The 22059-nt window shown below is 71.2% G+C and carries 18 protein-coding genes; 5 read left to right on the top strand and 13 right to left on the bottom strand.

Annotated elements, in window-relative coordinates:
* Window positions 1-89 precede the first annotated feature (89 nt).
* From ACH4DZ_RS00950 to ACH4DZ_RS00970, 5 genes are all read right to left on the bottom strand, one after another.
* Window positions 90-1391 carry a serine hydrolase domain-containing protein gene (locus tag ACH4DZ_RS00950; protein ID WP_398284741.1) on the bottom strand — a complete coding sequence of 434 codons (1302 nt, stop codon included), beginning with the start codon at window positions 1389-1391 and terminating at the stop codon, window positions 90-92.
* A 149-nt stretch (window positions 1392-1540) separates the two neighbouring features.
* Window positions 1541-2749 carry a cytochrome P450 gene (locus ACH4DZ_RS00955; protein ID WP_398284742.1) on the bottom strand — a complete coding sequence of 403 codons (1209 nt, stop codon included), beginning with the start codon at window positions 2747-2749 and terminating at the stop codon, window positions 1541-1543.
* A gap of 1081 nt (window positions 2750-3830) precedes the next feature.
* Complete coding sequence (locus ACH4DZ_RS00960) at window positions 3831-4895, bottom strand: aldo/keto reductase (RefSeq protein WP_398284743.1); 1065 nt, start codon at window positions 4893-4895, stop codon at window positions 3831-3833.
* A gap of 143 nt (window positions 4896-5038) precedes the next feature.
* Window positions 5039-5422 (bottom strand): hypothetical protein, encoded by a 384-nt coding sequence (locus tag ACH4DZ_RS00965; RefSeq protein WP_398284744.1) that lies wholly within the window; start codon window positions 5420-5422, stop codon window positions 5039-5041.
* 35 nt (window positions 5423-5457) lie between these two features.
* Window positions 5458-5655, bottom strand: a complete 198-nt coding sequence (locus tag ACH4DZ_RS00970) for a hypothetical protein (RefSeq protein ID WP_398284745.1) — start codon at window positions 5653-5655, stop codon at window positions 5458-5460.
* Between the two features lie 326 nt (window positions 5656-5981).
* On the opposite strand from ACH4DZ_RS00970, the gene ACH4DZ_RS00975 reads away from it, so the two are divergent.
* Window positions 5982-6491 carry a beta-class carbonic anhydrase gene (locus ACH4DZ_RS00975; RefSeq protein ID WP_398284746.1) on the top strand — a complete coding sequence of 170 codons (510 nt, stop codon included), beginning with the start codon at window positions 5982-5984 and terminating at the stop codon, window positions 6489-6491.
* A 231-nt stretch (window positions 6492-6722) separates the two neighbouring features.
* Window positions 6723-7463, top strand: coding sequence for a VOC family protein (locus ACH4DZ_RS00980; RefSeq protein WP_398284747.1), 741 nt, complete (start codon window positions 6723-6725; stop codon window positions 7461-7463).
* Window positions 7464-7537: 74 nt separating this feature from the next.
* Here the strand turns inward: ACH4DZ_RS00980 and ACH4DZ_RS00985 are convergent, their stop codons facing one another.
* The 3 genes from ACH4DZ_RS00985 to ACH4DZ_RS00995 all read right to left on the bottom strand — a co-directional run bounded on the left by ACH4DZ_RS00985 (window position 7538) and on the right by ACH4DZ_RS00995 (window position 10026).
* Window positions 7538-8035 (bottom strand): sensor histidine kinase, encoded by a 498-nt coding sequence (locus ACH4DZ_RS00985; protein ID WP_398284748.1) that lies wholly within the window; start codon window positions 8033-8035, stop codon window positions 7538-7540.
* Window positions 7933-8688 (bottom strand): hypothetical protein, encoded by a 756-nt coding sequence (locus ACH4DZ_RS00990; RefSeq protein ID WP_398284749.1) that lies wholly within the window; start codon window positions 8686-8688, stop codon window positions 7933-7935. Before ACH4DZ_RS00990 ends, ACH4DZ_RS00985 begins: the two co-directional genes overlap by 103 nt.
* A 735-nt stretch (window positions 8689-9423) precedes the next feature.
* Window positions 9424-10026, bottom strand: a complete 603-nt coding sequence (locus ACH4DZ_RS00995; protein ID WP_398284750.1) for a TetR/AcrR family transcriptional regulator — start codon at window positions 10024-10026, stop codon at window positions 9424-9426.
* Window positions 10027-10134: 108 nt separating this feature from the next.
* On the opposite strand from ACH4DZ_RS00995, the gene ACH4DZ_RS01000 reads away from it, so the two are divergent.
* A complete protein-coding gene (locus ACH4DZ_RS01000) occupies window positions 10135-10695 on the top strand; it encodes a TetR/AcrR family transcriptional regulator (RefSeq protein WP_398284751.1) in 561 nt (186 codons plus the stop codon).
* Window positions 10696-10698: 3 nt separating this feature from the next.
* Here ACH4DZ_RS01000 and ACH4DZ_RS01005 read toward each other — a convergent pair whose 3' ends face one another.
* Window positions 10699-11181 (bottom strand): MSMEG_6728 family protein, encoded by a 483-nt coding sequence (locus ACH4DZ_RS01005; protein WP_398284752.1) that lies wholly within the window; start codon window positions 11179-11181, stop codon window positions 10699-10701.
* Between the two features lie 453 nt (window positions 11182-11634).
* Here ACH4DZ_RS01005 and ACH4DZ_RS01010 point away from each other — a divergent pair, with 453 nt between their 5' ends.
* Complete coding sequence (locus tag ACH4DZ_RS01010; RefSeq protein WP_398284753.1) at window positions 11635-12909, top strand: NAD(P)/FAD-dependent oxidoreductase; 1275 nt, start codon at window positions 11635-11637, stop codon at window positions 12907-12909.
* A gap of 72 nt (window positions 12910-12981) precedes the next feature.
* On the opposite strand, the gene ACH4DZ_RS01015 is transcribed toward ACH4DZ_RS01010, so the two are convergent.
* Together ACH4DZ_RS01015 and ACH4DZ_RS01020 are read right to left on the bottom strand one after the other, a co-directional pair.
* Window positions 12982-15012 carry an ATP-binding protein gene (locus ACH4DZ_RS01015; RefSeq protein ID WP_398284754.1) on the bottom strand — a complete coding sequence of 677 codons (2031 nt, stop codon included), beginning with the start codon at window positions 15010-15012 and terminating at the stop codon, window positions 12982-12984.
* 245 nt (window positions 15013-15257) lie between these two features.
* Window positions 15258-16172, bottom strand: a complete 915-nt coding sequence (locus tag ACH4DZ_RS01020; RefSeq protein ID WP_398284755.1) for an oxygenase MpaB family protein — start codon at window positions 16170-16172, stop codon at window positions 15258-15260.
* 274 nt (window positions 16173-16446) lie between these two features.
* Here ACH4DZ_RS01020 and ACH4DZ_RS01025 point away from each other — a divergent pair, with 274 nt between their 5' ends.
* Window positions 16447-17583, top strand: a complete 1137-nt coding sequence (locus ACH4DZ_RS01025) for a P1 family peptidase (RefSeq protein WP_398284756.1) — start codon at window positions 16447-16449, stop codon at window positions 17581-17583.
* 26 nt (window positions 17584-17609) lie between these two features.
* Here ACH4DZ_RS01025 and ACH4DZ_RS01030 read toward each other — a convergent pair whose 3' ends face one another.
* Together ACH4DZ_RS01030 and ACH4DZ_RS01035 are read right to left on the bottom strand one after the other, a co-directional pair.
* The gene (locus tag ACH4DZ_RS01030; RefSeq protein WP_398284757.1) at window positions 17610-19580 is read right to left on the bottom strand and encodes an FHA domain-containing protein; all 1971 of its coding nucleotides are present in this window, start codon (window positions 19578-19580) and stop codon (window positions 17610-17612) included.
* A 171-nt stretch (window positions 19581-19751) separates the two neighbouring features.
* Window positions 19752-21842: a serine/threonine-protein kinase gene (locus ACH4DZ_RS01035; protein WP_398284758.1), complete on the bottom strand. Its 2091-nt coding sequence runs from the start codon at window positions 21840-21842 to the stop codon at window positions 19752-19754.
* Window positions 21843-22059: the final 217 nt, after the last annotated feature.

Raw genomic sequence — 22059 nt, forward strand, 5'->3', positions numbered from 1 at the left:
CGCGCGGACGTGGGGAGGCGCCCGGGCGCGCCGGGCCGCCCGGGGGCGGCTCCTCGGCGCGGGGAGGGGTACGGCGGGACGACTCGGCGTCAGGCGGTGCCGACGCGACGGGCCGTACGACCGGAGATCTGTACGCGGTCGACGCTTCCGTCGACGGGATCTCGGTGGAAGCGTCCGCCGGGTTCCCGGAGACCGGTGGCCGGGTCGACCAGATCGCAGCTCAGATCCGGGTAGCACACCAGGGGCAGCGACAGGTCACCGTCGATGGACAGGGCGGGCAGGCCGTCGGCGCCGAGGCTGATCCGGTACTCGCTCGTCCCGTTGCGATAGGTCCCCGCGCACTGGGGGAAGGCGATGGGTCCGTCCCGGTCCGGGCACGCGGGAGTGGCCGGCACGCGCATGCCGGTGAGCCGGGTGAGCTGGTCGGCCAGATCGCGCCACAGTGCGGTGGCGCCGCCGGCGTTGCCGGTGAAGGCGACCACGACGCCGCTGCGCGGCTCCGCGCGCAGATGGCAGGAGGTGCCCTGGGCATTGCCGTCGTGACCGCACCACCAGCGGCCGTCCTGCTGGTAGAGGGCGGCACCCAGCCCCCAGGCGTCCGCCAAAGGGCCGGCTTCGGTCCCCTCCTCGGGGCGCCGCATCAGCGCGGCGGTGACGGACGGGACGACGGCGGACCGGCCGATCAGGGTCCTGCCCAGGGCCAGCAGATCAGGGGCGCTCGCCAGCAGGGCGCCGGCCGGGGCCTCTACGGGCGCCAGGCTCTGCCGGGCCGGCCGCATGGCTCCCGTCGCCGTGTTCAGGGCGTGGCCGCTTGCGGTGGGACGGCCGGGGATGGTGTCGCCGAGGAAGGCGGGCGTGATGTCCAACGGCTCCAGCAGCAGCACGCGTACGGCTTCGTGCCAGGTCATGCCCGTGACGGCTTCGATCAGCCGCCCCGCCGCCACGTAACCGGCGTTGGAGTAGGAGAAGTCCGTCCCGGGGGCGAACAGCGCGTCCTCGGCGGTGCAGACCGCCGAGAGATAGCGGGAGGCCGTCATCCCCGCCGCGGTGTCCGAGTCGGGGCCGGTGGGCAGACCGGCCGTGTGGGAGAGCAGGTGACGCACGGTCACCTTGGGTAAGTCCTGGAACTCCGGCAGGACATCTGCGACGGACTCGTCCAGATCGAGATCCTCATCATCGATCAGGAGCATGACAGTAGCGGCCGTGTACGTCTTGGTGACGCTGCCGAGCGGCACGGCCGTGTCGGCGGTGAACGCGGTACCCCGGACGGCGTCGGCCGTGCCGGTGTGCACACTGACGATCTCCGTCCCGGTGTCCACGGCCAGATGGGCGCCGGGCACACGGTGGGTCCGCGCGAGGCTGTCGAGACGGTCCTGCAGTGTTCGGCGCAAGGGGGACGACGGGGGGGCGACTTGAGCGGTGGTGGGGAAAGGCATGTGAAGGGGACTCCCACTGATGCTTGGTGTGAATGTGACGTCGGGGGCCGATGGGGATGAGCGGAACGGCCCGCGCGTCGGTGCGGGTGACGTGTTCTTGTCGGCTAACTCCTTGCGACCTCGACCGGCAGATGACGTACGCCGACGATGACGCCCGGGTTCTGGAAGGTGACTTCTCCGTAGGTGGGGACACGCAGGTCGGAGAAACGTTCAAGCAGCATCCGGAGCGCGATACGCGCCTCCAGCCGGGCCAGCGGCGCACCGAAACAGAAGTGGATGCCGTGACCGAAGGTCAGATGGGGATTCGGGCTGCGGGCCGGATCGAAGACGTCCGGTGCCTCGAAGCGGGAGGGATCGCGGTTGGCGGCGCCCAGATGGGCCACCACCATCGCGCCCGCTGGGATCTCCTGCTCGCCGATCACCACGGGCCGTGTGGCGCGTCGGCCGAGTTCCGCGAAGGGAGGCAGCCAGCGCAGTACCTCCTCGACGGCGTCCGGCAGCCGGCCGGGGTCGGCACGCAGCGACGGGAGCGTGCCGGGGTGCCGGTCGAACGTGACGACCGCGTTGCCCAGCAGCGCCGTGGTGGTGACGTGCCCGGCGACGAGCAGCAGGGCGACGAACCCGACGATCTCCTGGTCCTCCAGCCGGACCCCGTCCACCTCGGCGGCCAGCAGTTTGCTGGTGAGGTCGTTCCCGGGATTCGCCCGGCAGCGCCGGATATGGTCCAGGACGTAGCCGTTCATCTCCCGGACGGTCGGGGCGATGGCTTTGAGAGCGCGGGCCAGGTCGTCCATGTTGGGCGCTTCGCCGAGTTCGTCGCCGCCGAAGAGCGTGGCCGCCCATTCCTGGAAAAGCCTGTGGTCGGCTGCCGGTATGCCGAGCAGTTCGGCGATGACGATGATGGGCAGCGGGTAGGCGAGCGTGTCGACCAGATCGAACCGGTCGCGGTCGGCGACGTCGTCGAGCAACCGGCCGCACACATTCTCGATGCGTGGTTGCAATCCGCTCACCACGCGGGGGGTGAATGCCTGGCTCACGAGAGTTCGCAGTTTTCGGTGCTCCGGCGGGTCCATACCGACGAAATTGCCTTGCCGGAAGACCTCGAAGTCCTCCTGCGTGGGCGCGATGGACGAGAAGTCGGAGGAAAACGTCGCCGGGTCCGCCAGAACCGCGGCCACCGACTCGTGGTCCACCACCTGCCAGGCACTCTGCTGTTCGTCGTAACGCACCGGTCTCAGTGCGCGTAAGGACCGCCATCGATCGCTCAGCGCGTCGAAGGGTAAGTGCTCCTGCTGCGATGCGTTGCCGGTCACCTGTTCTCCTTCGTGCGGTACGCGGGGACAGCGAAACCACAAGCGGGATGGTCGACGTCGAGCCCGGGCTCGGAGGCGGATACGGATCGCGACCTGGTGTGATCCCGACCGGCGACAGCCCTGAGCGGATGGCTGGGCGGCTCGCTGGAAGTTCCCGACCACCGAACTCGGTCACCGCCGTCGGGCATGCCGACCCGTACAGCCGTGTGCCTCGCAACATCGGCTTCGGTCGTACGCGTCAACATATGCGGCGCGGACCGTATCGGCTCCACGCCCACCGCTGGACAACCGGTGGCACTCGTCGTGCGTGAGTAGCTGACATCACACATCTCCAGTGAGTGAACGTACCGCGCAGCGTTCGCGCGGCGACTTCCCCTTGCCTTTACCTCACGTATGCCAGGCCTTTGGGTGGGGCCTGAGTCCTGCCGACACACGCGAGACTGTGCATAGCCGCCGGGCGGAGCGGAAATAAACGGGGCGAATACCCTCGACCCCGTCGAACCCGGCGACAGTCTTCATGGTGGGTCAAGCGAGGGCAACCCCCCGAAGTCGGGTGGAGGGTATATCGGCAAGCCATTGCGCATTGTCTGCGAGCAGCCCGAACCAAACGCGTCGGTGATGGTCCTGGCCTGCTCCACCGCCCTCGACGCGTGCCCCGGAAGCAGATGGCTAAACAGCCGATTACATAGAATCTGGACTTCCTCTTGAGCACCCACAGGCCACAACTCGCCTCACCTGCACAGAGATTGTTCGCGGCAGCATCGCGAGCATGGCCATAAAAAAGCGGAACACTTCATTCGAAGACCGCCCGAAGCCCGGGGGCGTTCGGCACCGTGCCTGGTGGCCGAACTCCCCCTACCGTCGGCCACCCGGCCGGTCCGGCAGCAACTTCGGCCGAATCCCGCCCGGAGCACGCGGGGCGCACTCGCCTGGCGCGTAGGCGCGCTCGCGCTTTCAGGCCCTTGTCAGGACAGCGACCGCAGGACAGCGGCCACGGGCAGCGCGGAACGGCAGGCGACAGGAGACCCACCCGCCTCAGTTCGGTACGGCAACCCCACGCTTCCCGGCCGGAACTGCGCTCTCACGCAAGCTGCTCGTTGTCGTTGACGGGGCGCCGCGAGGCGCGCCGGCGGTCGACGACCTGCCGCCACTGGTCTCCGTAGACGAGGCCGATCATGTCCTCGCCCGCCATCACGTCGTGGGGGAACCCCAGTTCCGGAACACTGATCGCGTCGAGCCGGCTCAGCGCGTCGTCGTCGAGGACGACGTCGACGCCGGCGAGGTTGGCCGTCAGCTGCTCTTCGCCGGTCGCCCCGAGCAGCGGGACGACGGTGCCGGGCCGGGAGCGGAGCCATGCGTACGCGACCTGCGCGGGGGTCCAGCCGCCGGCGTCGGCGACGGCGACGACCTCGCGGACGATGTGGTCGCCCCGTTCACCGCTGAAGTCCCATCCCCCGCGGGTGAGTCGGCCTTCGGAGCCGCCCAGGTACTTGCCGGTCAGGCGCCCCTCGGCCAGCGGGCCCCAGGCCACGATCGCCAGGTCGTGCGCCTGGGCCATCGGCGTCAGCTCGGACTCGACCGAACGGGCCAGCAGGTTGTAGCGCAACTGCACGCCGACGAAGGGCGACCAGCCGCGCAGCTCGGCGAGAGTGTTCGCCTGGGCGATCTCCCACGCCGGCCAGTCCGAGACGCCGACGTGCAGGACCTTGCCCGCGCGGACCTGGTCGTCCAGCGCGCGCATCAGCTCGGGCAGCGGAGTGAGGGTGTCGCGGGCGTGCACCCAGAGCACGTCGACGTGGTCGGTGTCCAGACGCCGCAGGCTCGCCTCAAGAGAGGTGACCAGGTTCTTGCGGTGGTTGCCCGCCGTGTTCAGATCGCCGGGAACGGTCTGCGCCGTGTACTTGGTGCTCAGCACGAACCGGTCGCGTCGCCCCCGCAGCGCACGGCCGACGATCGACTCGGAGGAGCCACCGGTGTACACGTTCGCGGTGTCGATGAAGTTCCCGCCCGCGTCCGCGTAGATGTCCAGCAGCCGCGCACTGGTCTCCGGCGCCGCGCCCCAGCCCCAGTCCTCGCCGAAGGTCATGGTGCCGAGCGCGAACTCGGAGACGCGAATGCCGGATCGGCCGAGAAGTGTGTAACGCATGGAAGGTCCTCGTTTCGAAAGCACGCATGTCGATCACCGCGGAACGGGCCGGCCGCCCCGCATCTCCAAGGTGCTGGACCCCGCGCACACCAACCAGGCCGCGCTCATCCTGGGTGCGTCCCACCCAGGAACCGGGGAGATCACTAACGGGTGAGCGTCTCGAAGCCCATGTCTGCGCAGTACTCGACGATGCGCTGTTCCGCCTCGGAGTCACTGTTGTTCATCGCGGCCACGGTCGCCTCCGCCAAGGTGCGGCCCTGGCCGACGGTCTCGTCCTGGAGGGGTCGCATCGCGAGGAAGGCGTCCCGGGCGACGGTTCCGGCCTCATCGTCCCCTGCCTGGTCCGACGTGTCCGTTCGCGCCGTGTCCCGCGCCCTCTGCCACGCGCCCAACTGCGTGCAGTAGTTCTCCCGCTGGGCCGTCAGCCGCTCTTCGTCCCTGCCGTCGGACGAGGAACATCCCGCCAGCAGTGCCAACAGCGGCAACAGGACGAGGACCGGGACTGCTGCCCTGTGTGCGCGCACCACGATGCCTCCGGCTGATACTGCGTCCGCTCGCCCTGTCACCTGCAACTCCCGCAGCAGGATAGATGGTTGATCATCTTGCCACGCGTTCCGCGTACAGGGCCGCTCGGAGTGGAACTGCCGGGCAGGACCAGGAAGTCCGCCTCGGATCCGATCGCCGTCCAGTCGGTGCCGCCCTCCGCCTGCGCTGCGTCGGTCTTGCGCAGCCAGGGCATGAACTCGGACGTCGCGGCCATGTCCTTGCACTGCTGGGTGTTGTCCGCGCGATACCTATGCCCGGGCAACAGCCTGCAGCTGTCCCGGACAGGCGTCGCGTGTCCGGCCCGGCCGGAGACTTGTCCGGGACGCCTGGCGGGACACCGCCCGGGATTACGGGACAGCGATTACGGGGCGAGGGTTGTGGCCGCTACTGGAGATCGGCGTAGGTCCAGTGCACGAACGGCAGCAGATTCGGCATACCCCATGTACGACCGCCAAGGGGCCGAATCTCGGATCAGAATCCCGCCCGGCGCCCGTGCCGTTATCTTTCCGGGGACGGTCTCCATGGAAAGCGAGCAGAATCATGTCCGTGACGGACGAGTACCTGAGCAACAACGCCGCCCACGCGGTTTCCTTCGAAGGGCCGCTCCCTCTGCTGCCGTCCCGTCACCTGGCGGTGGTGGCCTGCATGGACGCACGCCTGAACATCTACGAGATTCTCGGGCTCACCAAAGGCGAGGCCCATGTGATCCGTAACGCCGGAGGTGCCGTGACGGACGACGCCATCCGGTCGCTGACGATCAGCCAACGCCTTCTGGGGACGCGCGAAATTGTCCTCATCCACCATACGGACTGCGGCATGCTGACGTTCACCGACGATGAATTCAAGCAGCAGATCGAAAAGGAAACAGAAATTCGACCGGCCTGGGCGGTGGAATCCTTCTCCGATCTGGAGGACGACGTGCGGCAGTCCATCCGCCGCATCACGGTGAACCCCTTCGTGCCCTACACCGACGCCGTGCGGGGATTCGTCTTCGACGTCGCCACCGGCCGGCTGCACGAGGTCCCCGCCCGCCCGGGCGAAGGCGCCTGAGGGGTCCTCTTCCCGGGCCGAGGCCACTACACCCCTGTGCGCGCTTTCGGGTGTCCGCCTCGGCCAGCCGGTGCTGCTGCCGATGTGCCGGAACTGGCAGACCGCTCCGACCCGGCGCAGCCCGCCGGCCCGCCGTACGTTCCCGCCGCCACGACGCCGAGCCCGCCCCGTTCCTCCCAGCATGGCGAGCGCCCCGGGGGCGTCGCAGGGCGGGTGCATAGGATCGCCCGCATGACCCTTCGACCTGTTCTGGTGAACATCAAGGCCGTTGACGACGCGGCGGTCGGCCGGTTCTGGGCCGAGGCTCTCGGCTGGCGGGTCACCGGCGAGGGATCCGGCGCCACCGCCGCTCAACCCGCCGGCTTCGACTGGCTGGACCCGAGCACCGTCTGCGTCGACGTCATCGCCGTCCCGGAACCGAAGACGCCGACGAAGAACCGTGTGCATCTCGATCTCGCCACCACCTCCGAGGCCCATCAGGCGGAGCTGGTCGCACGCCTCAGAGCTCTCGGCGCGACACCCGCCGACGTGGGCCAGGGCGCTGTGCCGTGGACGGTCCTCGCCGACCCGGAGGGCAACGAGTTCTGTGTGCTGGAGCCTCGGGAGATCTACCGGGACACCGGGCCGATCGCCGCGGTGGTGGTCGACTGCGCGGATCCGCGGGCCATGGCGCGGTTCTGGGACGGCGCGATGGACTGGACCCTGCACGAGGTGACCGACGACCAGGCGGTGTGGCGCTCGGCTAAAGGTGTCGGTCCGTATCTTGAGTTCCTCCGCTCGCCCGACGTGAAGACGGTGCCGGACCGCGTCCATCTCGATCTGGTGCCGGGCCCCGGTGACGACAAGGCGGCGGAGGTGGACCGGCTGCGGGCCCTCGGTGCCACCGACCTCGACGTCGGCCAGGGGGACGTCCCGTGGACGTGTCTGGCCGACCCGGAGGGCCATGAGTTCTGCGTCCTCTCACGCACGTAAAGGTGCTCTCGCGTACGTAAAAAAGTCCTCTCGCCCGAGTGAAGGTCGCCTCGCGCGTGCGGAGTGACGAGCGCTCAGCCGCTCCTGGCTGGTGAGGCTTCCTCCTCCGCGATACCGGTGCCGGTGTCGGTCACCTCGATGACGGCCGCGGCATCGTCCTCGCGCGCGTGGAGGGTGACCCGGCCGCCGGGCGGTGTGTGGCGGACGGCGTTGGAGACGAGGTTGCCGACGATCTGACGCAGCCTCAACGGATCGGCCCACAGGTCCAGCCGGCCCGCGCTGTCCACCAGCAGCGTGACCCCCGCCTTCTCCGCCGAAGCCCGGTGGGCGGCCGCCACATGCCGCAGCACGCCCTCGGCCAGGATCTGTTCCGCGTACAGGCGCAGGGTGCCCGCGTCGGCGGCGGCGAGGTCCTGCAGGTCGTCGATGACGTGCTGGAGCAGCAGGACCTCTTCCAGAAGAGAGACCGTCAAGTGCTCGTCCGCCTCGATGACGCCGTCCTGAGTCGCCTCCAGGGCGCTGCGGATGGTGCCCAGCGGAGTGCGCAGTTCGTGGGCGATGTCGCTGACCATGACCTTGCGTTGCCGTTCGGTACGCGCCCGGTGCTCGGACAGTTCGTTGAACGCCGCCGTGAGCCGGCCGATCTCGTCGTACCGGGCGACCGGCACCGGGGGAGGTCTTCGTCGCGGCCCTGCGCCGCCCTGGTCAGGGCTCGCAGCGGGCGGACCAGATGGACGCCGGTCACGACGGTGACGAACGCGCCGAGCAGCAGGACCACCGCGGTGACGACGAGCGTCCGCGGGGCGTTGGCCGGCGACAGGTCGAAGGGCGCGGCGGACGAACCGGAGGTGTCGCTGACGTAGAGCAGCGCCGAGGGGGCGACGTAGGGCGCGAGCTGTTCGCGGCGGCCGGTGTCGACGCAGTTCCGCGCGGAGAGCGGGACGTCGCCCCGCGCCGCCGCGGTGCCGGACATGATGTCCGGCCCGAGTTCCACCTCGGGCAGCTTCTGGCGGCGCAGACACGCGTCGACGGCGTCGTTGAGGGCGGTGAGTGCGTGGTCTTCACCGGCGGTCGGAATGTTCAGTTCGAGCAGTCCGCAGTCGTCGGCGCGCTTGGCGCGGTACTGCTGCTGATCCGTGCCCCGCATCTGCTCCTGGAGGGAGACGTCCTGCAGCAACGCGATGACCGGGCGGCCCGAGGGGGACGCCGATCGCTCGAAGGGCACACCCGCGCCGGTCAGGCATGTCGCGACGGCGTTCGCCGCGCGGTCGAGACGCTGCCGGTCATGTCAGGTCACACGTCGAGCGTCAGGTTGCCGCCGCGCGACCTGTCGAAGCGCGCTCGCCCCCGGTCCCCCCAACCCCCTGCCCTCGCAGAGAAACCAGGAGACATGAACCATCACCGCCTCCGGTCCCCCACCCGCCCCCAGCTCCAGCTGCCCCGGATCCGGCGGCTGCCGACCCTCCTCGTACCGGTCACGGCGGTCCTCGCGCTTGCCACCCTCACCGCGTGCGGGCAAAACCCCAGCCGACGCCGGTACGAACGTGGCGTCCGTGCCCGACACGGTCACCGCTCCGTCCGATGAGCCGCAGGCGAAACAGACCCCGTACCAAGACGCCGGACGCCCCCAACTGCGCCTGGACACGAGCGAAGAGGAGAAGAGGCGCCTCTTCAACGTCTGGTCGGCCTGCGTTCATGAGCACGGGGTGCCCGACCAGAGCGTGGTCAAGGACGGCAGAAACGTCCCCGACGAGTCCCACGCCGCCTTCCCCGAGGCCGCCAAGGCGTGCATCAGCAAGCTGGCCCTCGGGCGAGGTCGACGTGCCCAACCTGCCCGAACTGCAGCAGCGTTGCCGAGTCGAGGCGTTCGGCAACAAGGACGGGTGACGAGTCGCTAGCCACCGGCACCCGGTCGGGCCTGTTCCGGGTCAGGCCCGACCCGGGTCAGGCCTGTTCCCCTTCAGTCCTCTTCCAGCGCCCGGCGCCAGAGGCCCGTGACCTGAGGCCGTAGGCGTTCCGTGTCGACGCCTTCGGGATCGATCAGCCGTTGCATACCGATGCCCCGGAGCTGCGCGACGATGGCGATCGCGGTCTCGTCGGGTGCGACTTCGGGGCGAATCGTGCCCTCGGCGATCCCGGCCGCGATGTCCTCGTACAGGTCCGCGTGGAACGCCTTGTTCCGCTCACGGAAGAGCGGAGCCAGTTCCGCCGTCGTCGCGGCCTCGGTCCAGAGTTGGAGAAAGACCCTGTTCAGTACACCCATGCGGCCGAGTCCGCCGATGTATCCGTCGATGAGTCGCAGGAGACGGTCCAGTCCGGGTGGCAGGCCGTCCAGTCCTGGCACGAATCCGGCCTGCGCCGAGCGTGCCAGGCGTTCGACGAGCGCCTGCTTCGACCCGAAGTGGTGGGTCACGAGTCCGCGGCTGTAACCGGCGCGCTCCCCCACGCCCGCCAGTGTCAGCGCGCGCACGCCCTGTTCGTCGACCAACTCGGCGGCAGCCGTGAGCAGTGCGGTTTCGGCCTCTTCACGGCGCTGCTTCTGCGTGCGGCGGGCGGTGGTCATGAGACGGACTCTACAAGAAACTTGTCATACGACCAACAAGTGCATAAGAATGCGCTGTCGGCGGCGCATGCCGCGGAGCACGCCGTAGACCGGAACGGGAGGCGTCGGATGATGCGAACCCCTCGTCGTGCGCCGCGATCGGACGCCCTGGAGAATCGCGCCCGCATCATCGAGGCCGCGCACGCCGCCTTCGCCGACGCCCCCTCGGCGAGCCTCCAGGCGATCGCGAGGGCGGCCTGCGTCGGCCAGGGAACGATGTACCGCCACTTCCCCGACCGCGAGGCCCTGCTGCTGGCCGTCTACCGCGACGAGCTCGCGGTGCTCGCCGCCGCCGCCCCGCTCCTGCTGCACGAGCACGAGCCGCTGGACGCCCTGCGCCGCTGGTTGGAGCGCCTCGCCGCTGAAGGGCGGCTCACCGGTGGAGCGTCCCAGGCCGTGGCGGCCGCCACCCGTGCCGGCCGGCACCACCCGCCGATCGTCGCCGCCCTGGACCTGCTGCTCAACGCGGGCAAGGAGGCGCGGCAGGTGCGTCCGGACGCCGAAGCGGAGGAGGTCCTGCTGCTGGGGTCCTCCCTCTGGAGGGGCGACGGTGGACCCTCGTGCCCGGATCGCAGTCGGCGGATGCTCACCGTCATCATCGACGGCCTGCGCGCCGGCACACCGCACTGACGCCTACGGCTCGCCCAGTGACGTGAAGCGGTCGGAGGCGGGCCAGAGGTAGGGCAGGTCGTCGGGTACGTCCGGGAAGAACGGCGTGTAGACCTCGGGTGCCTTGCGCACCAGCGCCGACTGGTGGCTGCGGTGGAAGGCGGGGTCTCCCAGCCAGGGCGGCAGCTCCCCGTCCTCGGCGAGATCCCCCTGGACCCGGACAACGGCCCCGGGACGGTGCAGGGCGAAGTCGGTGACGAGTGTGGTGGCACAGGTGTCGGCACGCCCCTCCGCCACCCACATGGCACACACGTCCAGGCCGTAACGGACCAGGGCCTCCTCGTAACCGATCCACATACGTACCGCGGGATGGTGCCGCCATCCGTAGCCGGGCACGGTCAGGCCGCGCAGCACCTGAAGGGCCTCGACCCGCTGCTTGCCCAGCCGCGCCTGGTCCAGGACCGCGGCGGACCGCGTGAAGTCGGAATACGGAAGAAAGGTCTGCACGCAGCATGCCTACCGCGGCGGACCCGTTCCCATACGGGCCCCGTACGGGCGATCCGGGTGCAGATCGCTCCAGACACCCCAGACACCCCAGACACCCCAAACTCTCCAGACGCACCAGGCGCACCAGGCGCACCAGGCGCACCAGGCGCACCAGGTCATCGCGTCATCGCGTCATCGGCCCCTGCTCGAAGGCGACCTGCGGGTGGGCATGCGTCTCAGCGCGTCCCGCATCCGTCCGCGTGCCGCGGCTGGAAGATCGGTTGTGGAACGTGCGTGCGCGGGTACGCGGAGTCGGGGTGCCGACAGCGGCCACGTCGGCGGATTCCACGCGACACGCCGAACGCCGGACGCCGGACGCCGGACGCCGGACGCCGGACGTCGCACGTCGCACGTCGCACGTCGCACGCCGCACGCCGCCGGTCGAACGTCGCATGCCGAACAAGGAGAGTGCCCATGGCCGCTACTCGCGGAGAACCGGATGTCCTGGTGGTCGGCGGGGGTCCCGCCGGTCTGGCCTGCGCCCGCGACCTGGTGGATGTCGGTCTCGACGTCAAGGTCCTGGAGGCGTCCGACGAGGTGGGCGGGCGCATGCGCTCGGACCGTCACGAAGGCTTCGTCGTCGACCGCGGCTTCCAGGTCTTCAACACCGCCTACCCGCAGGTCCGCCGCCGGCTGCCGCTGCGCGAACTGCGGTTGAGGCCCGTCACCCCCGGTGTTCTCGTGCACACCGAGGACGGGCCGCGGCGCTTCAGCGACCCGACCCGCAGGCCGCGCACTCCCCACATGCCCTCCATGACACGCAGTCTCCGCGACCTGCGTCCCGGCCGTCTGGCGGGCACCCGCGATCTCATCGCGCTGGGCGCCCTTTCGGCCCGGGACATGCTCGCGCCCGTACGGCTGCTGAAACGTGAACGCGGTGAGGAGCGCACCACCCGGACCGCGCTCGCGGCGGCGGGGTTCTCGGAGGAGTTCGTCGAGCGCTTCTTCCGGCCCTTCCTCTCCGGCATCTTCCTGGAGGACGAGCTGGAGACCTCGGAGCGCGTCTTCCACCTCGTCTGGCGCAGCATGCTGCGCGGCACGCTGTGTCTGCCGGACGAGGGCATCGGAGCGGTCCCGCGCGCGCTGTCCGCCGCGCTCCCCCGGGCGACCGTACGTCTCGGCACCCCGGTCGCCCGGCTCACGGACGACGGAGTCGAACTGGCCACGGGGACCGAGCTGCCGGCCCGCGCCGTGGTGGTGGCCACCGGCCCCGGCCCGGCCGCCCGTCTGCTGCCGGGCCTCGACGTGCCCGCGTACCGGGTGGTGACGACGTACTACCACGCCGCGACACGTTCCCCGCTCCCCGAGCCCACCCTGGTCACCGACACCCGCAGACGTTTCCTGAACTCCTGTGTCCTCAGCGAGGTCGTCCCCTCCTACGCGCCCGCGGGCATGTCCCTGATCGCGACCTCGGTGCTCGGCCAGGACACGGAGGGCCGCGAGCGGGAGGTCCGGTCGGCACTGGCCGACGCGTACGGCGCCGACACCGGTGGCTGGGATCTGCTCACCGTACGTACCGTGCCCGACGCGCTGCCCGTCATGGCGCCTCCGCAGCCCCTCAGCCGTACCGCCCGCATCGCTCCCGGCCGGTACGTGTGCGGCGACCACCGGGCCACCGGATCGGTACAGGGCGCACTGGCCTCGGGCGCCCGTGCGGCCCGTGAGGTGGCCCGGGACCTCGGCCGGTAGCCGCGTCGCGGGCGCCCCTCGCACAGCCGTCACCGTCATCGTCGCCGTCGCCGTCGCCGTCGCCGCCGTCCTTCAGCCGGTTCGGTGTTCCAGGAGCTCCTGGAGCACCGACTCGGGGTCGCGGAGCACCGAGACGAGCAGGGCCTTGTCGTACGCGGAGTCGCCCAGCAGGGAGCGGGCCGTCGACTCGTACCGGTCCCGTACCGGCCCGAGTTCCGGAGTGCCCCGCTGCGGATGGCCGACGGCGGCCCAGTAGTTCTCGCCGGCCCCGTACGCGGCGACCGCGGGCCCGCCGGCGCCCTGCGCGGCGAGCGCCGAGGCGAGCAGGTCCAGGCCGAGGGCGATGCCGAAGCTGTCGCCGATGCGGCGCTTGCCGTCGAGCATGGCGGCCGCGTGTCCGGCGGCGTCCTCCGCGCGGTCCTCGAACAGCGCGAGCAGCGCCAACTGGTACTCGGCGTACGACCGGGTCCACCACTCGCCGCGTACGACACAGTCCCTACGCAGCTCACCGGCCTCGTGGCGGGCCTCCTCGCGCAGTCCCTCGCCCGTCAGCGCGAAGACGCGGACCAGACGGCACAGCACGCGGCCCACAGAGGCGAAGGGCCCACCGTCCACGCTGCCCAGGGCCCTGTCCACGATGAACCGCGCGGCCATCGGCCGGCCCCCCAGCAGATGGACCAACCCCTGCAGATAGGCGGCGTGCAGCGCGCCTTCGGTCTCCTCCTGGGCCGCGGCCTGTCGCTGGCAGGCCAGGGCGAGCCGCTGCGCCGCGTCGTGCTCGCCGCAGAGCACCCGGACGACGCCCAAGGACCACAGGGCCCGGGTGCGCACCGCTCCCGGCTCCTCCGTCAGTGCCAGGGCCTCCTCCAGATAGCCGGTGGCTTCCCGCAGGTGGCCGCAGCAGCTCCAGAAGAAGCCCAGCAGCCCGGCCAGTTCGAGCGCCTGCTGAGGCCGAGCGGTGAGGAAGTGGTCGAGCGCGGCGCACAGGTCGGAGTGCGCCGCGGAAATCCAGCGGTACGCGTCGATCTGGCTCGGGCCCAGCCAGTCGGCGTGGGCCCGCCGGGCACGGCGCAGGAAGTACGCGGCGTGGCGCCGGGACAGCACTTGGGTCTCGTCCAGTTCTCCGAGCCACATACGGCCGTACTCGCGCAGGGTGTCGAGCATCCGGAAGCGGCCGTCCACGCGGGCCACGACGGATTTGCGCTCCAGGCCGGCGAGCGCCCGTTCGACGTTCGAGGCGCGCAGGGCTTCGTCGGCGCACACCGCGCGCACCGCGTCGGCGTCCACGGCGTCCCGGAACACCGAGAACCGGGCCCACAGCAGACGCTCCGCCGGCTCGCACAGCTCGTGGCTCCAGCCGATCGCGGTGCGCAGCGTCCGCTGCCGGAAGTGGACGCGACCCGCGCGGACCGAGTTCTGTGCGGAGAGGTCCAGGCGTGCCCGCAGGAGGCCCTCCACCTCTTCGAGCGAGTGGTGGGCCAGCTGGCCGGCCGCCAGCTCCAGCGCGAGCGGGATCCCCTCCAGCCGCCGGCACAGACGGGCGGCGATCAGGACGTCCTCCGGGCCCATCCGGCCGGTTCCCGTCGCAGCCGCACGACGGCAGAACAGTTCCACGGCGTCGGAGGCCGGTGGCAGCGGCTCCACGACGAGGCGGTGCTCGCCGTCCATCCCCAGCGGCTCCCGGCTGGTCGCCAGCACGGTCACTCCCGGACAGTCGTCGAGGAGACGGGCGAGCAGGTCGCGGCAGGCCGCCGAAAGGTGCTCGCACGAGTCCAGCACCAGCAGGACGTCCTTGCCCGCCAGCCATGCGCACAGCGCGTCCAAGGGCTCGGCCGTCGCGTGGTCGGCGAAGTCGAGGGCGTCGGCGACCGTGGCGAGCAGGAGGCGGGCATTCGTCAGCGGCCACAGGTCGGCCCAGGCAACGCCTCGGGTACCGGTACGCATCACCTGGTGCGCCGCGTGCAGCGCGAGCCGGCTCTTGCCCACACCGCCCACGCCTGTGAGGACGACCAGGCGGTGCCGGTCCAGTGCGTCGGCGACGTGCGCCAGTTCCCGGCGTCGTCCGACGAGTTCGTCAGGGGGCTCGGGCAGGTTCCTCAGCACGGTGACCGTCCTTCGTGGGCGTCGCTCGGGCAGGGGCCGGAGCGGTGGTCGTAGGGGACGCACATGCTGCGCGTGGCGTGTGACGTGCGCGTGGCGTGTGCGGTCCGCGTGGCGTGTGCGGTGCGCGTGGCACGGCTGGCACAGGCGCCGCGTCCGGTACGCCGGACGCGTCCGGTACGCGGGATGCGCCTGGTACGTGGGATGCGCCTGGTCCGGCGCCGGCACGGCATCTCGGATCGGTCCCCTCAGTCAGGCGCGGTCTCGGTCGCGGTCTTGGTCGGAGCCGCGGCAGCGGCCGGCGGCGGTGTCATGGCCCACCGCACGGCCGACGTCATGGCTGAGCCGAGCGGCCGTACGCACAGGTTCTCGGCCACCGCCAGCCGGGGCAGGCCGAGTTCCGTGGTGGCCCAGGCGGGCAGCAGGGACACGGCGTTCGCGGCCAGCACTCCGTAAGGGAGCCGGGCGATCAGCGGCAGCGGCGGATTCAGCAACAGGAAGCGGGCGGCGGCGCGCGCCTGTGCGGTCGCCCGCAGTTCCGGACGGTAGGCGTCGAGCCGTGCGGCCAGCTCCGCCCGGTCGCGCGGCGGATCGACGACACCCAGCGCGGCGGCGACGCGCGCCATGTCCGCGACGTACCCGTCGCACTCCGCGGCCGTCAGCGGGCGGCGCCCGTAGAGCTGGTGGGCGCGCAGAAAGCTGTCGGTCTCCGCGACGTGGACCCAGCCCAGCAGACGCGGGTCGCTCGCACGGTAGGCCATGCCCTCGGCGGTCACCCCGGACACCCGTTCGTGGACCGAGCGCACCTGCGCACAGGCCAGCCGTGCGCTCTCGGCGATGCCGTACGTCGTCGTCGCCAGGAACGTACTGGTGCGCTGGAGCCTGCCCCACGGGTCGCCGCGGAAGCCGGAGTGGGCGGCGACCGCGGCCATGGCGAGCGGATGGAGCGACTGCAGGAGCAGGGCCGACAGACCACCGATGAACATCGACGCGTCCCCGTGCACCCGGCGGACAGGGCGCTCGGGCCCGAACCAGCGCGGGCCCGGCGTGTCGTGGATGCGGGCACGGTTGCGAGGGCCCTCGGGTCCTGCCACCCGGGCGAAGAGCCCGCTGCCCAGGCGTTCCCGCAGTCCGTCGACGCGGGATGGTCTGTTCGGTTTCATCGGTGCCGTGTTCTCCTGTCGGGCGGTCGCTCGCGGGCGCGCGTGGCATGCGGTACCCGCGCCCGGTGCGGGTCGGCACCCGTCCCGCCGGTTCCGTCCGGCGGGTGTCGGGCGCGCTCCCCACCTCTGATTCCGGACTGCGGATGCGTTCGGACGCACCGGTCCGCGAAATCCGCACGCGCCGCGCCGGGCGGGTCCCGGGGCGCCCGGGGAAGCGGAGTGGTCCGGGAGGCCGAGTGGTCCGGGTCGTACGCCGTCCCGATAACGTGCCGGCATGCGCGAGTCACTGCCCGAGCCACCCCCGCCCGTCCCCGCCCGCAGAGCCCGTGAGCTGGGGATCTGCATCGGTGACCTGCCCACGGGAACGCACAACGCCCTGACCGATGTGCCCGGGGTCCGCGTCGGACACACCACACTCGTCCGGCCGCCGCGAGTGCACAGCGGTGTCACCGCGATCGTGCCGGACGGGGTGGGCCCCGGCAGCCCACTGCCCGCCGGGGTCTTCACGGGCAACGGCTACGGCAAGCTGCTCGGCACCACACAACTCGCCGAACTCGGCGCGCTGGAGACACCGGTGCTGCTCACCTCGACCCTGTCCGCCTTCAGGGTCGCGGACTCCCTGGTCGGCTGGGTCCTGGAGCGGCCCGAGGGGGCTGCCGCGCGGAGCCTGAACCCGGTCGTGGGCGAATGCAACGACGGGCTCCTGTCGGACATCCGCTCACGTCCGGTCCGCGAGGAACACGTCCGGGCCGCGCTCGACGCCGCGTGCGGCGGGCCGGTCGCCGAGGGCTGCGTCGGCGCGGGCACCGGGATGACCGCGCTGGGGTTCAAGGCCGGCATCGGCACCTCGTCGCGCCGCGTACCGCTGGCCGGCCGGGGCGTGACACTCGGGGTGCTCGTCCAGGCCAACTTCGGCGGCACGCTACGGGTGTCGGGCCGTGTGGTCACGCCCGCCGACGTCGGCGTACCGACCACGGACCCGGGCTCCACCACGAGCCCCACGCCCGAAGCCGGCTCCTGCATGGTCGTGGTCGCCACCGACGCGCCGCTGGACGCCCGCCAGTTGACCCGCCTCGCCCGGCGCGCCGTCTACGGGCTCGCCAGGGTGGGCGCCGCGTACGGACACGGCAGCGGCGACTACGGCCTCGCCTTCGGCACCCGTCCCCTGGGCACGCCCGCCGGGCCCGCAGTAGTGCCGGACGACGGGCTGGACCCCCTCTTCGTCGCCGTCCTCGACGCCGTCGAGGAGGCCGTCCTCAACTCGCTGCTCACCGCCACCACGACCACGGGTCCGTACGGCCACACCCGCCACCCCCTGCCCGCGGCACCGCTCCTCGCCCTGCTGGGCAGAGGGGCCACCGGCGCCGCGGGACGTCGCAGCGGTACTCGTTCTCCTGGAGCCGGGTCGTAGGCCTCGCTGCCGGCCGGGCGGACCTGTCAGGCCCGGTCGAGGGCCACAGGACCCTGGGGACCCGAGTCGGGTCCCGCCACCCGTGGGTCCGCGGGGCGCGGGGCGTAGATGGGAGCGTCCGCCTGGTAGAAGAGGTCGATGTCGGCCTCCTCTCCGCCGACGATCAGCGTGTCCCACGCACCGCTCTCCTGGAGTGTCCGCAGGGTCGACGGCGCGAGCGTGGAGAGGTGTTCGCGCAGTTCCTCGTCGGAGGGCATGCCCGGAAGGCGGGTCTCCAGCCGGTCACGGATGGCGCGCATGCGCTCAAGCAGCGCCTCCAGGTCGGGCTGCTCCACCTCGGCCCCGGGCCCGCCCGCCTGGGCCACGGCGGCGACCGGAGTCCCGGCCTGCTCCATGCTGCGGGCGATGATGTCCTTGATCGCGCGGGTGGCACCCAGCTCGTCCGTGGTGACCATGGCGTTCCACGCGCGGCTCTTGTGCCGGTACTGCAGCATGGACATCGCGGCCTCGTGCCGGATGAAGTCGGCGTCGCGCAACGGCCGGCCCTGCCAGGTGCGGCTGAGCGAGCGGGCCAGGGACACGGCGGAGCCGAGGCCGCTGTTGAGACCGCGCCCCGGCCAGAAGTGGATGGCGTTGGCGGCATCGCCCAGCAGGAAGCCGTACGTTCCCGGGGTCGTCGCGGTGGAACGGGTGAGCTGCGCCGTGAACCTGGGACGCTGCACCATGTCCAGCCGGAACGAGGTGATGGCGCTGAGGTCGTCCTCGGCCACACCGAACAGCTTGAGGCCCTCCCGGATCCGCTTCCACAGGGGCGAGCCGCGCAGCAGGGCGGGCAGGAAGAGGGTGCCGTGGGTGGGACAGACGAACTCGTTGTCCTCGTGGCGGCTCATGACGCAGGGGCGTGCGGCGATGCACTCCTCGAAGACCTGACGGACGGGATCGATGCCGATCACGGCCTTGGTCTCCTCACGGGTGAGCCTCATGTTCAAGAAGCCCTCGCCGCGCAGCGAGTTGAGCAGGAACCTGTTCTGCGACACGGTCAGCAGGACGCTCATCCGGTCCGTGAGCGGCGACTTGACCCGCAGCCCCAGCACCACGTCCTGGAGGTGTTCGCCGTCGAGGGAGTAGATGGACGCGTCGGCCGCTCCGAAGCGGTCGGCGTAGTGCTCGCGGGTACGGGACCGTCCGCCGTCGCAGATCGCCAGGACATGGTCGTTGGCGACCCGGTGCTCGTGCTCCGAGGGGTCGAAGCGCTGGGGGACGAGCCGGATCGCCGACTTGCTGTTGGCCAGCTCCAGCAGCTGGTCCTCGACGTAGGCGATCCGGATGTTGCGGGGAGGCCGGCCTTCGACGGAGTCAGGACCGACGGGCCACATCTCGGAGAAGTGCTGCCCCTCGTCGAACAGCGCGGACTGCATCTCCTCGGTCAGCGCGAGGTACTGCCGGCTCTGGATGGTCACGACCTGCTGGCGGCGTACGTTGCCCAGCGTCTCGTCCTTCCAGGTCACCTTCGTGCCGTTCTTGACCCACCGCCCCTCGTAGACGGTGATGAACACCCGTCCCTGCAGGGCGTTTTCGAGCAGCAGGGCGAAGGCGAGGCCGACCGGGCCGCCGCCTGCGACGGTGACGCGGAGCGCGCTGGGGTTCGCCAGGGCCGTGGGGCGCGGCACATCGAGCTGGGAGAGGTCCATGACCGTCTCCAGCGCCTCCTGCGTCTCGAACAGGAAGGTCTCGTCGCCGATCCGGATGACGTCACCCGGGGCCAGCGGGTGCCGGGTGACGCGCTGTTCGTTGACGTAGGTGCCGTTCCTGCTGTTGCGGTCGTGCAGGACGAACGTGTCGTCCTCCACGACGATCTCGGCGTGCAACCGGGAGGCGCTGGTGCTGACGATGATCACGTCGTTGTCGCTCTTGCGACCGAACCGCAGGGCGGCGGTGCCCAGCACCACGCTCTGACCGCTGAAGGGACCCGTGCGTCCCACGATGACCGACGACACTCAAACTCCTTGCAGACATGCCCCGGTGCCGGGCGGGACCGACCGGGCGGGCCGGTCCGGCACGAGGGCCAACTGGACCATCACAAGCAGGCGACCCGGGTGCGATCAGGCCGCACCGGGCCGGTCAGCGGGCGGCGGTGCGCCGAGGGTGCACGGCCGCCGCCCGGACCGTCACTGGCATGTCAGCGTGAACGGCACCGTGTCGGAGATGGTCTGCTGCGACGACTTGATCTCCACGCCCATCGCGCTCGCCAGCGTCCCCTCGTGCGCGTACGTCGTCACACGTATCGTCTCCTGGTGGGTGCGGGGGCCGCCTTCCGAGAAGGTCAGCGCCCGCCACGTCTTGTCGACCACCTTCCCTTCGGCCGAGACCCATCGGTAGGTGAACCGCACGGGCAGCTCCGTCACTTCGAAGGTGGCCGTGAACGCGGGGGCCTCCCCCTGCGGTGGCGGGCAGGCTCCCGTGTACGTGGTGTTCGTCCCCGTGACCGCCACCGTCACCGGCGGCTGCGCCGCGGCGCCCGAGCCGTCCCCTTCCGCGGAGGGGGAACCGTTCTGTGCCTGCTGTGCGGAGGAACTCGTCTCCGCGCCGGGGCTCTTGTCGTCCGCCCGGTCCTCGTCGTCATGTGTCAGGGCGTAGCCCAGCCCGCCCAGGAGCAGGGCGGACACGGTGGCCAGCGCCGCCAGCAGGTATCCGGTGCGCCGGGTGCGCCGCGGCCGGTCCGTGGCGGGTGTCTCCGCGGTGACCGGACCGCTCGCCGTCGGGAGCGAGTACGCCGACGGGGTCTGCGGCGGTGTGGGCGACGCTGCCGGATGGGCGGGCCCAAAGGTGCCCATGGCGCCGGTGGTGCCGGTGGTGTCCGTCGCCGTCGCGTCGAAGGGCGAGGCCTGCGGTGAGCTGTGCGCCTGTCCGGCGGGCGCGTCGACGACGGTCTCCGACGTGCTCCCCGCGGGGGCGGGCCGCGCCGCGGGGTGTACGTCCCCGGTCTGCGCGGAGACGGTCGCCGCCGACGTGGCTCCGGTCGCCGCGGCCTGCGCCGCCGCGGTCTGTGCTGCCGCGGCGTGCGTCACCGCGGTCTGTGCCGCCGCGGCTTCCGTGGCCGCGGTTTGCGTCGCTGTGAGGTCCGAGGACGAAACCCGCGTCGCGAGGCGCGGATCCTCGGTGGGCGCGTCGAGGGTCACGTCCGAGGTGACGTCCGCCGAAAAGGGCTGCGCCGCGGGGCTCACCCCTGCGGTCTGGGCGGTACCGGTCGGCGCGGTACCGGTCTGGGCGGTACCGGTCGGCGCGGTACCGGTCCGGGCGGTACCGGTCGGCGCGGTACCGGTCCGGGCGGTACCGGTCGGCGCGGTGCCGGTCTGGGCGGCGACGGCCACCGTCGGGGTGGATTCCGTCGCCGTGACGTCGGCGTCGGGCGTCCCGCCGGCCGCTATGAGCCGCAGGTCGCGTGCCGTCTGTTCGGCGGAGGCCCGCTCGGCGGGGTCCTTTCGCAGGAGACCCTCGATGACCGCGGTCAAGGGACCGGCCCGGTGCGGGGACGGCGGCTCGTCGTCGACGACGGCGCGCAGGGTCCCCAGGGCGCTGTCCTGCCGGAAGGGCGAACGTCCCTGCACGGCGGTATGGAGCAGGACGCCGAGGGACCACAGGTCCGTGGCGGGACCGAGGGCGCGGCCCAGGGCCTGTTCCGGCGCGAGGTACTCGGGGGAACCGACGACCTCGCCGGTCATGGTGAGCGCGGTGTCGCCGACGACCATGGCGATACCGAAGTCGGTGAGGATCACCCTGTCGTCCTCGGCCAGCAGGACATTGGCCGGTTTCACATCGCGGTGCAGCACATCGGCGGCGTGTGCGGCGCGCAGTGCGCTCAGTACCTGGACGCCGATCCGCGCGGTCTCCTGCGGGCTCAACGCACCCTGCGTCGAGATCAGTTCCGCGAGCGAGCGGCCACGGACCAGCTCCATCACGATCCACGGGCGGTCGCCGTCGGTGACCACGTCGTGGACGGTGATCACGTTCGGGGCGGTGATACGCGCCGCGGCCCACGCCTCCCGCTCCAGCCGGGTGTACATGCGCTCGATCTTCTCGGCGGACAGCCCGGAGGGAGCGCGCACCTCCTTGATGGCGACCTCGCGGCGCAGCACCTCGTCGCGAGCGCGCCACACGGTTCCCATGCCGCCCTCGCCGAGGGTGGACAGCAGACGGTAGCGGTCAGCGACCAGCCGCTCCGGGCTCGCGGCCGGGGACACTGCGTCCTCGTGGTGCATCGGGACCAATCTCCCTTGTCTTCAGGCATGAATGAGCGCCCGGACATGCGCTGTCCGATCGGCACCTCTCACCACTCAGGTGCTCTCAGCTACCAACTACACGCAGGACAGGGGCCGTTCGGTTGCTGCAGTCTAGCCCTGACGCCGGTCGCGTTCGGACAGCTTCGGTCGCCTATTGTCCGCATCTGTTCACAGCGCACCAGTTAACGCTTCGGAT

Origin of the sequence: Streptomyces sp. NPDC017991 (genome assembly GCF_044328075.1) — a bacterium.
GTDB lineage: Bacteria > Actinomycetota > Actinomycetes > Streptomycetales > Streptomycetaceae > Streptomyces.

What these genes read in the sequence shown, in the direction of transcription:
- ACH4DZ_RS01025 (WP_398284756.1), top strand. Translation starts at nt 16,447, where the DNA reads ATGCGCGAGTCACTGCCCGAGCCACCCCCGCCCGTCCCCGCCCGCAGA.
- ACH4DZ_RS01020 (WP_398284755.1), bottom strand. Translation starts at nt 16,172, where the DNA reads ATGAAACCGAACAGACCATCCCGCGTCGACGGACTGCGGGAACGCCTG.
- ACH4DZ_RS01000 (WP_398284751.1), top strand. Translation starts at nt 10,135, where the DNA reads ATGATGCGAACCCCTCGTCGTGCGCCGCGATCGGACGCCCTGGAGAAT.
- ACH4DZ_RS01035 (WP_398284758.1), bottom strand. Translation starts at nt 21,842, where the DNA reads ATGCACCACGAGGACGCAGTGTCCCCGGCCGCGAGCCCGGAGCGGCTG.
- ACH4DZ_RS00975 (WP_398284746.1), top strand. Translation starts at nt 5,982, where the DNA reads ATGTCCGTGACGGACGAGTACCTGAGCAACAACGCCGCCCACGCGGTT.
- ACH4DZ_RS00960 (WP_398284743.1), bottom strand. Translation starts at nt 4,895, where the DNA reads ATGCGTTACACACTTCTCGGCCGATCCGGCATTCGCGTCTCCGAGTTC.
- ACH4DZ_RS00995 (WP_398284750.1), bottom strand. Translation starts at nt 10,026, where the DNA reads ATGACCACCGCCCGCCGCACGCAGAAGCAGCGCCGTGAAGAGGCCGAA.
- ACH4DZ_RS01010 (WP_398284753.1), top strand. Translation starts at nt 11,635, where the DNA reads ATGGCCGCTACTCGCGGAGAACCGGATGTCCTGGTGGTCGGCGGGGGT.
- ACH4DZ_RS00985 (WP_398284748.1), bottom strand. Translation starts at nt 8,035, where the DNA reads ATGGTCAGCGACATCGCCCACGAACTGCGCACTCCGCTGGGCACCATC.
- ACH4DZ_RS00970 (WP_398284745.1), bottom strand. Translation starts at nt 5,655, where the DNA reads ATGGCCGCGACGTCCGAGTTCATGCCCTGGCTGCGCAAGACCGACGCA.
- ACH4DZ_RS00980 (WP_398284747.1), top strand. Translation starts at nt 6,723, where the DNA reads ATGACCCTTCGACCTGTTCTGGTGAACATCAAGGCCGTTGACGACGCG.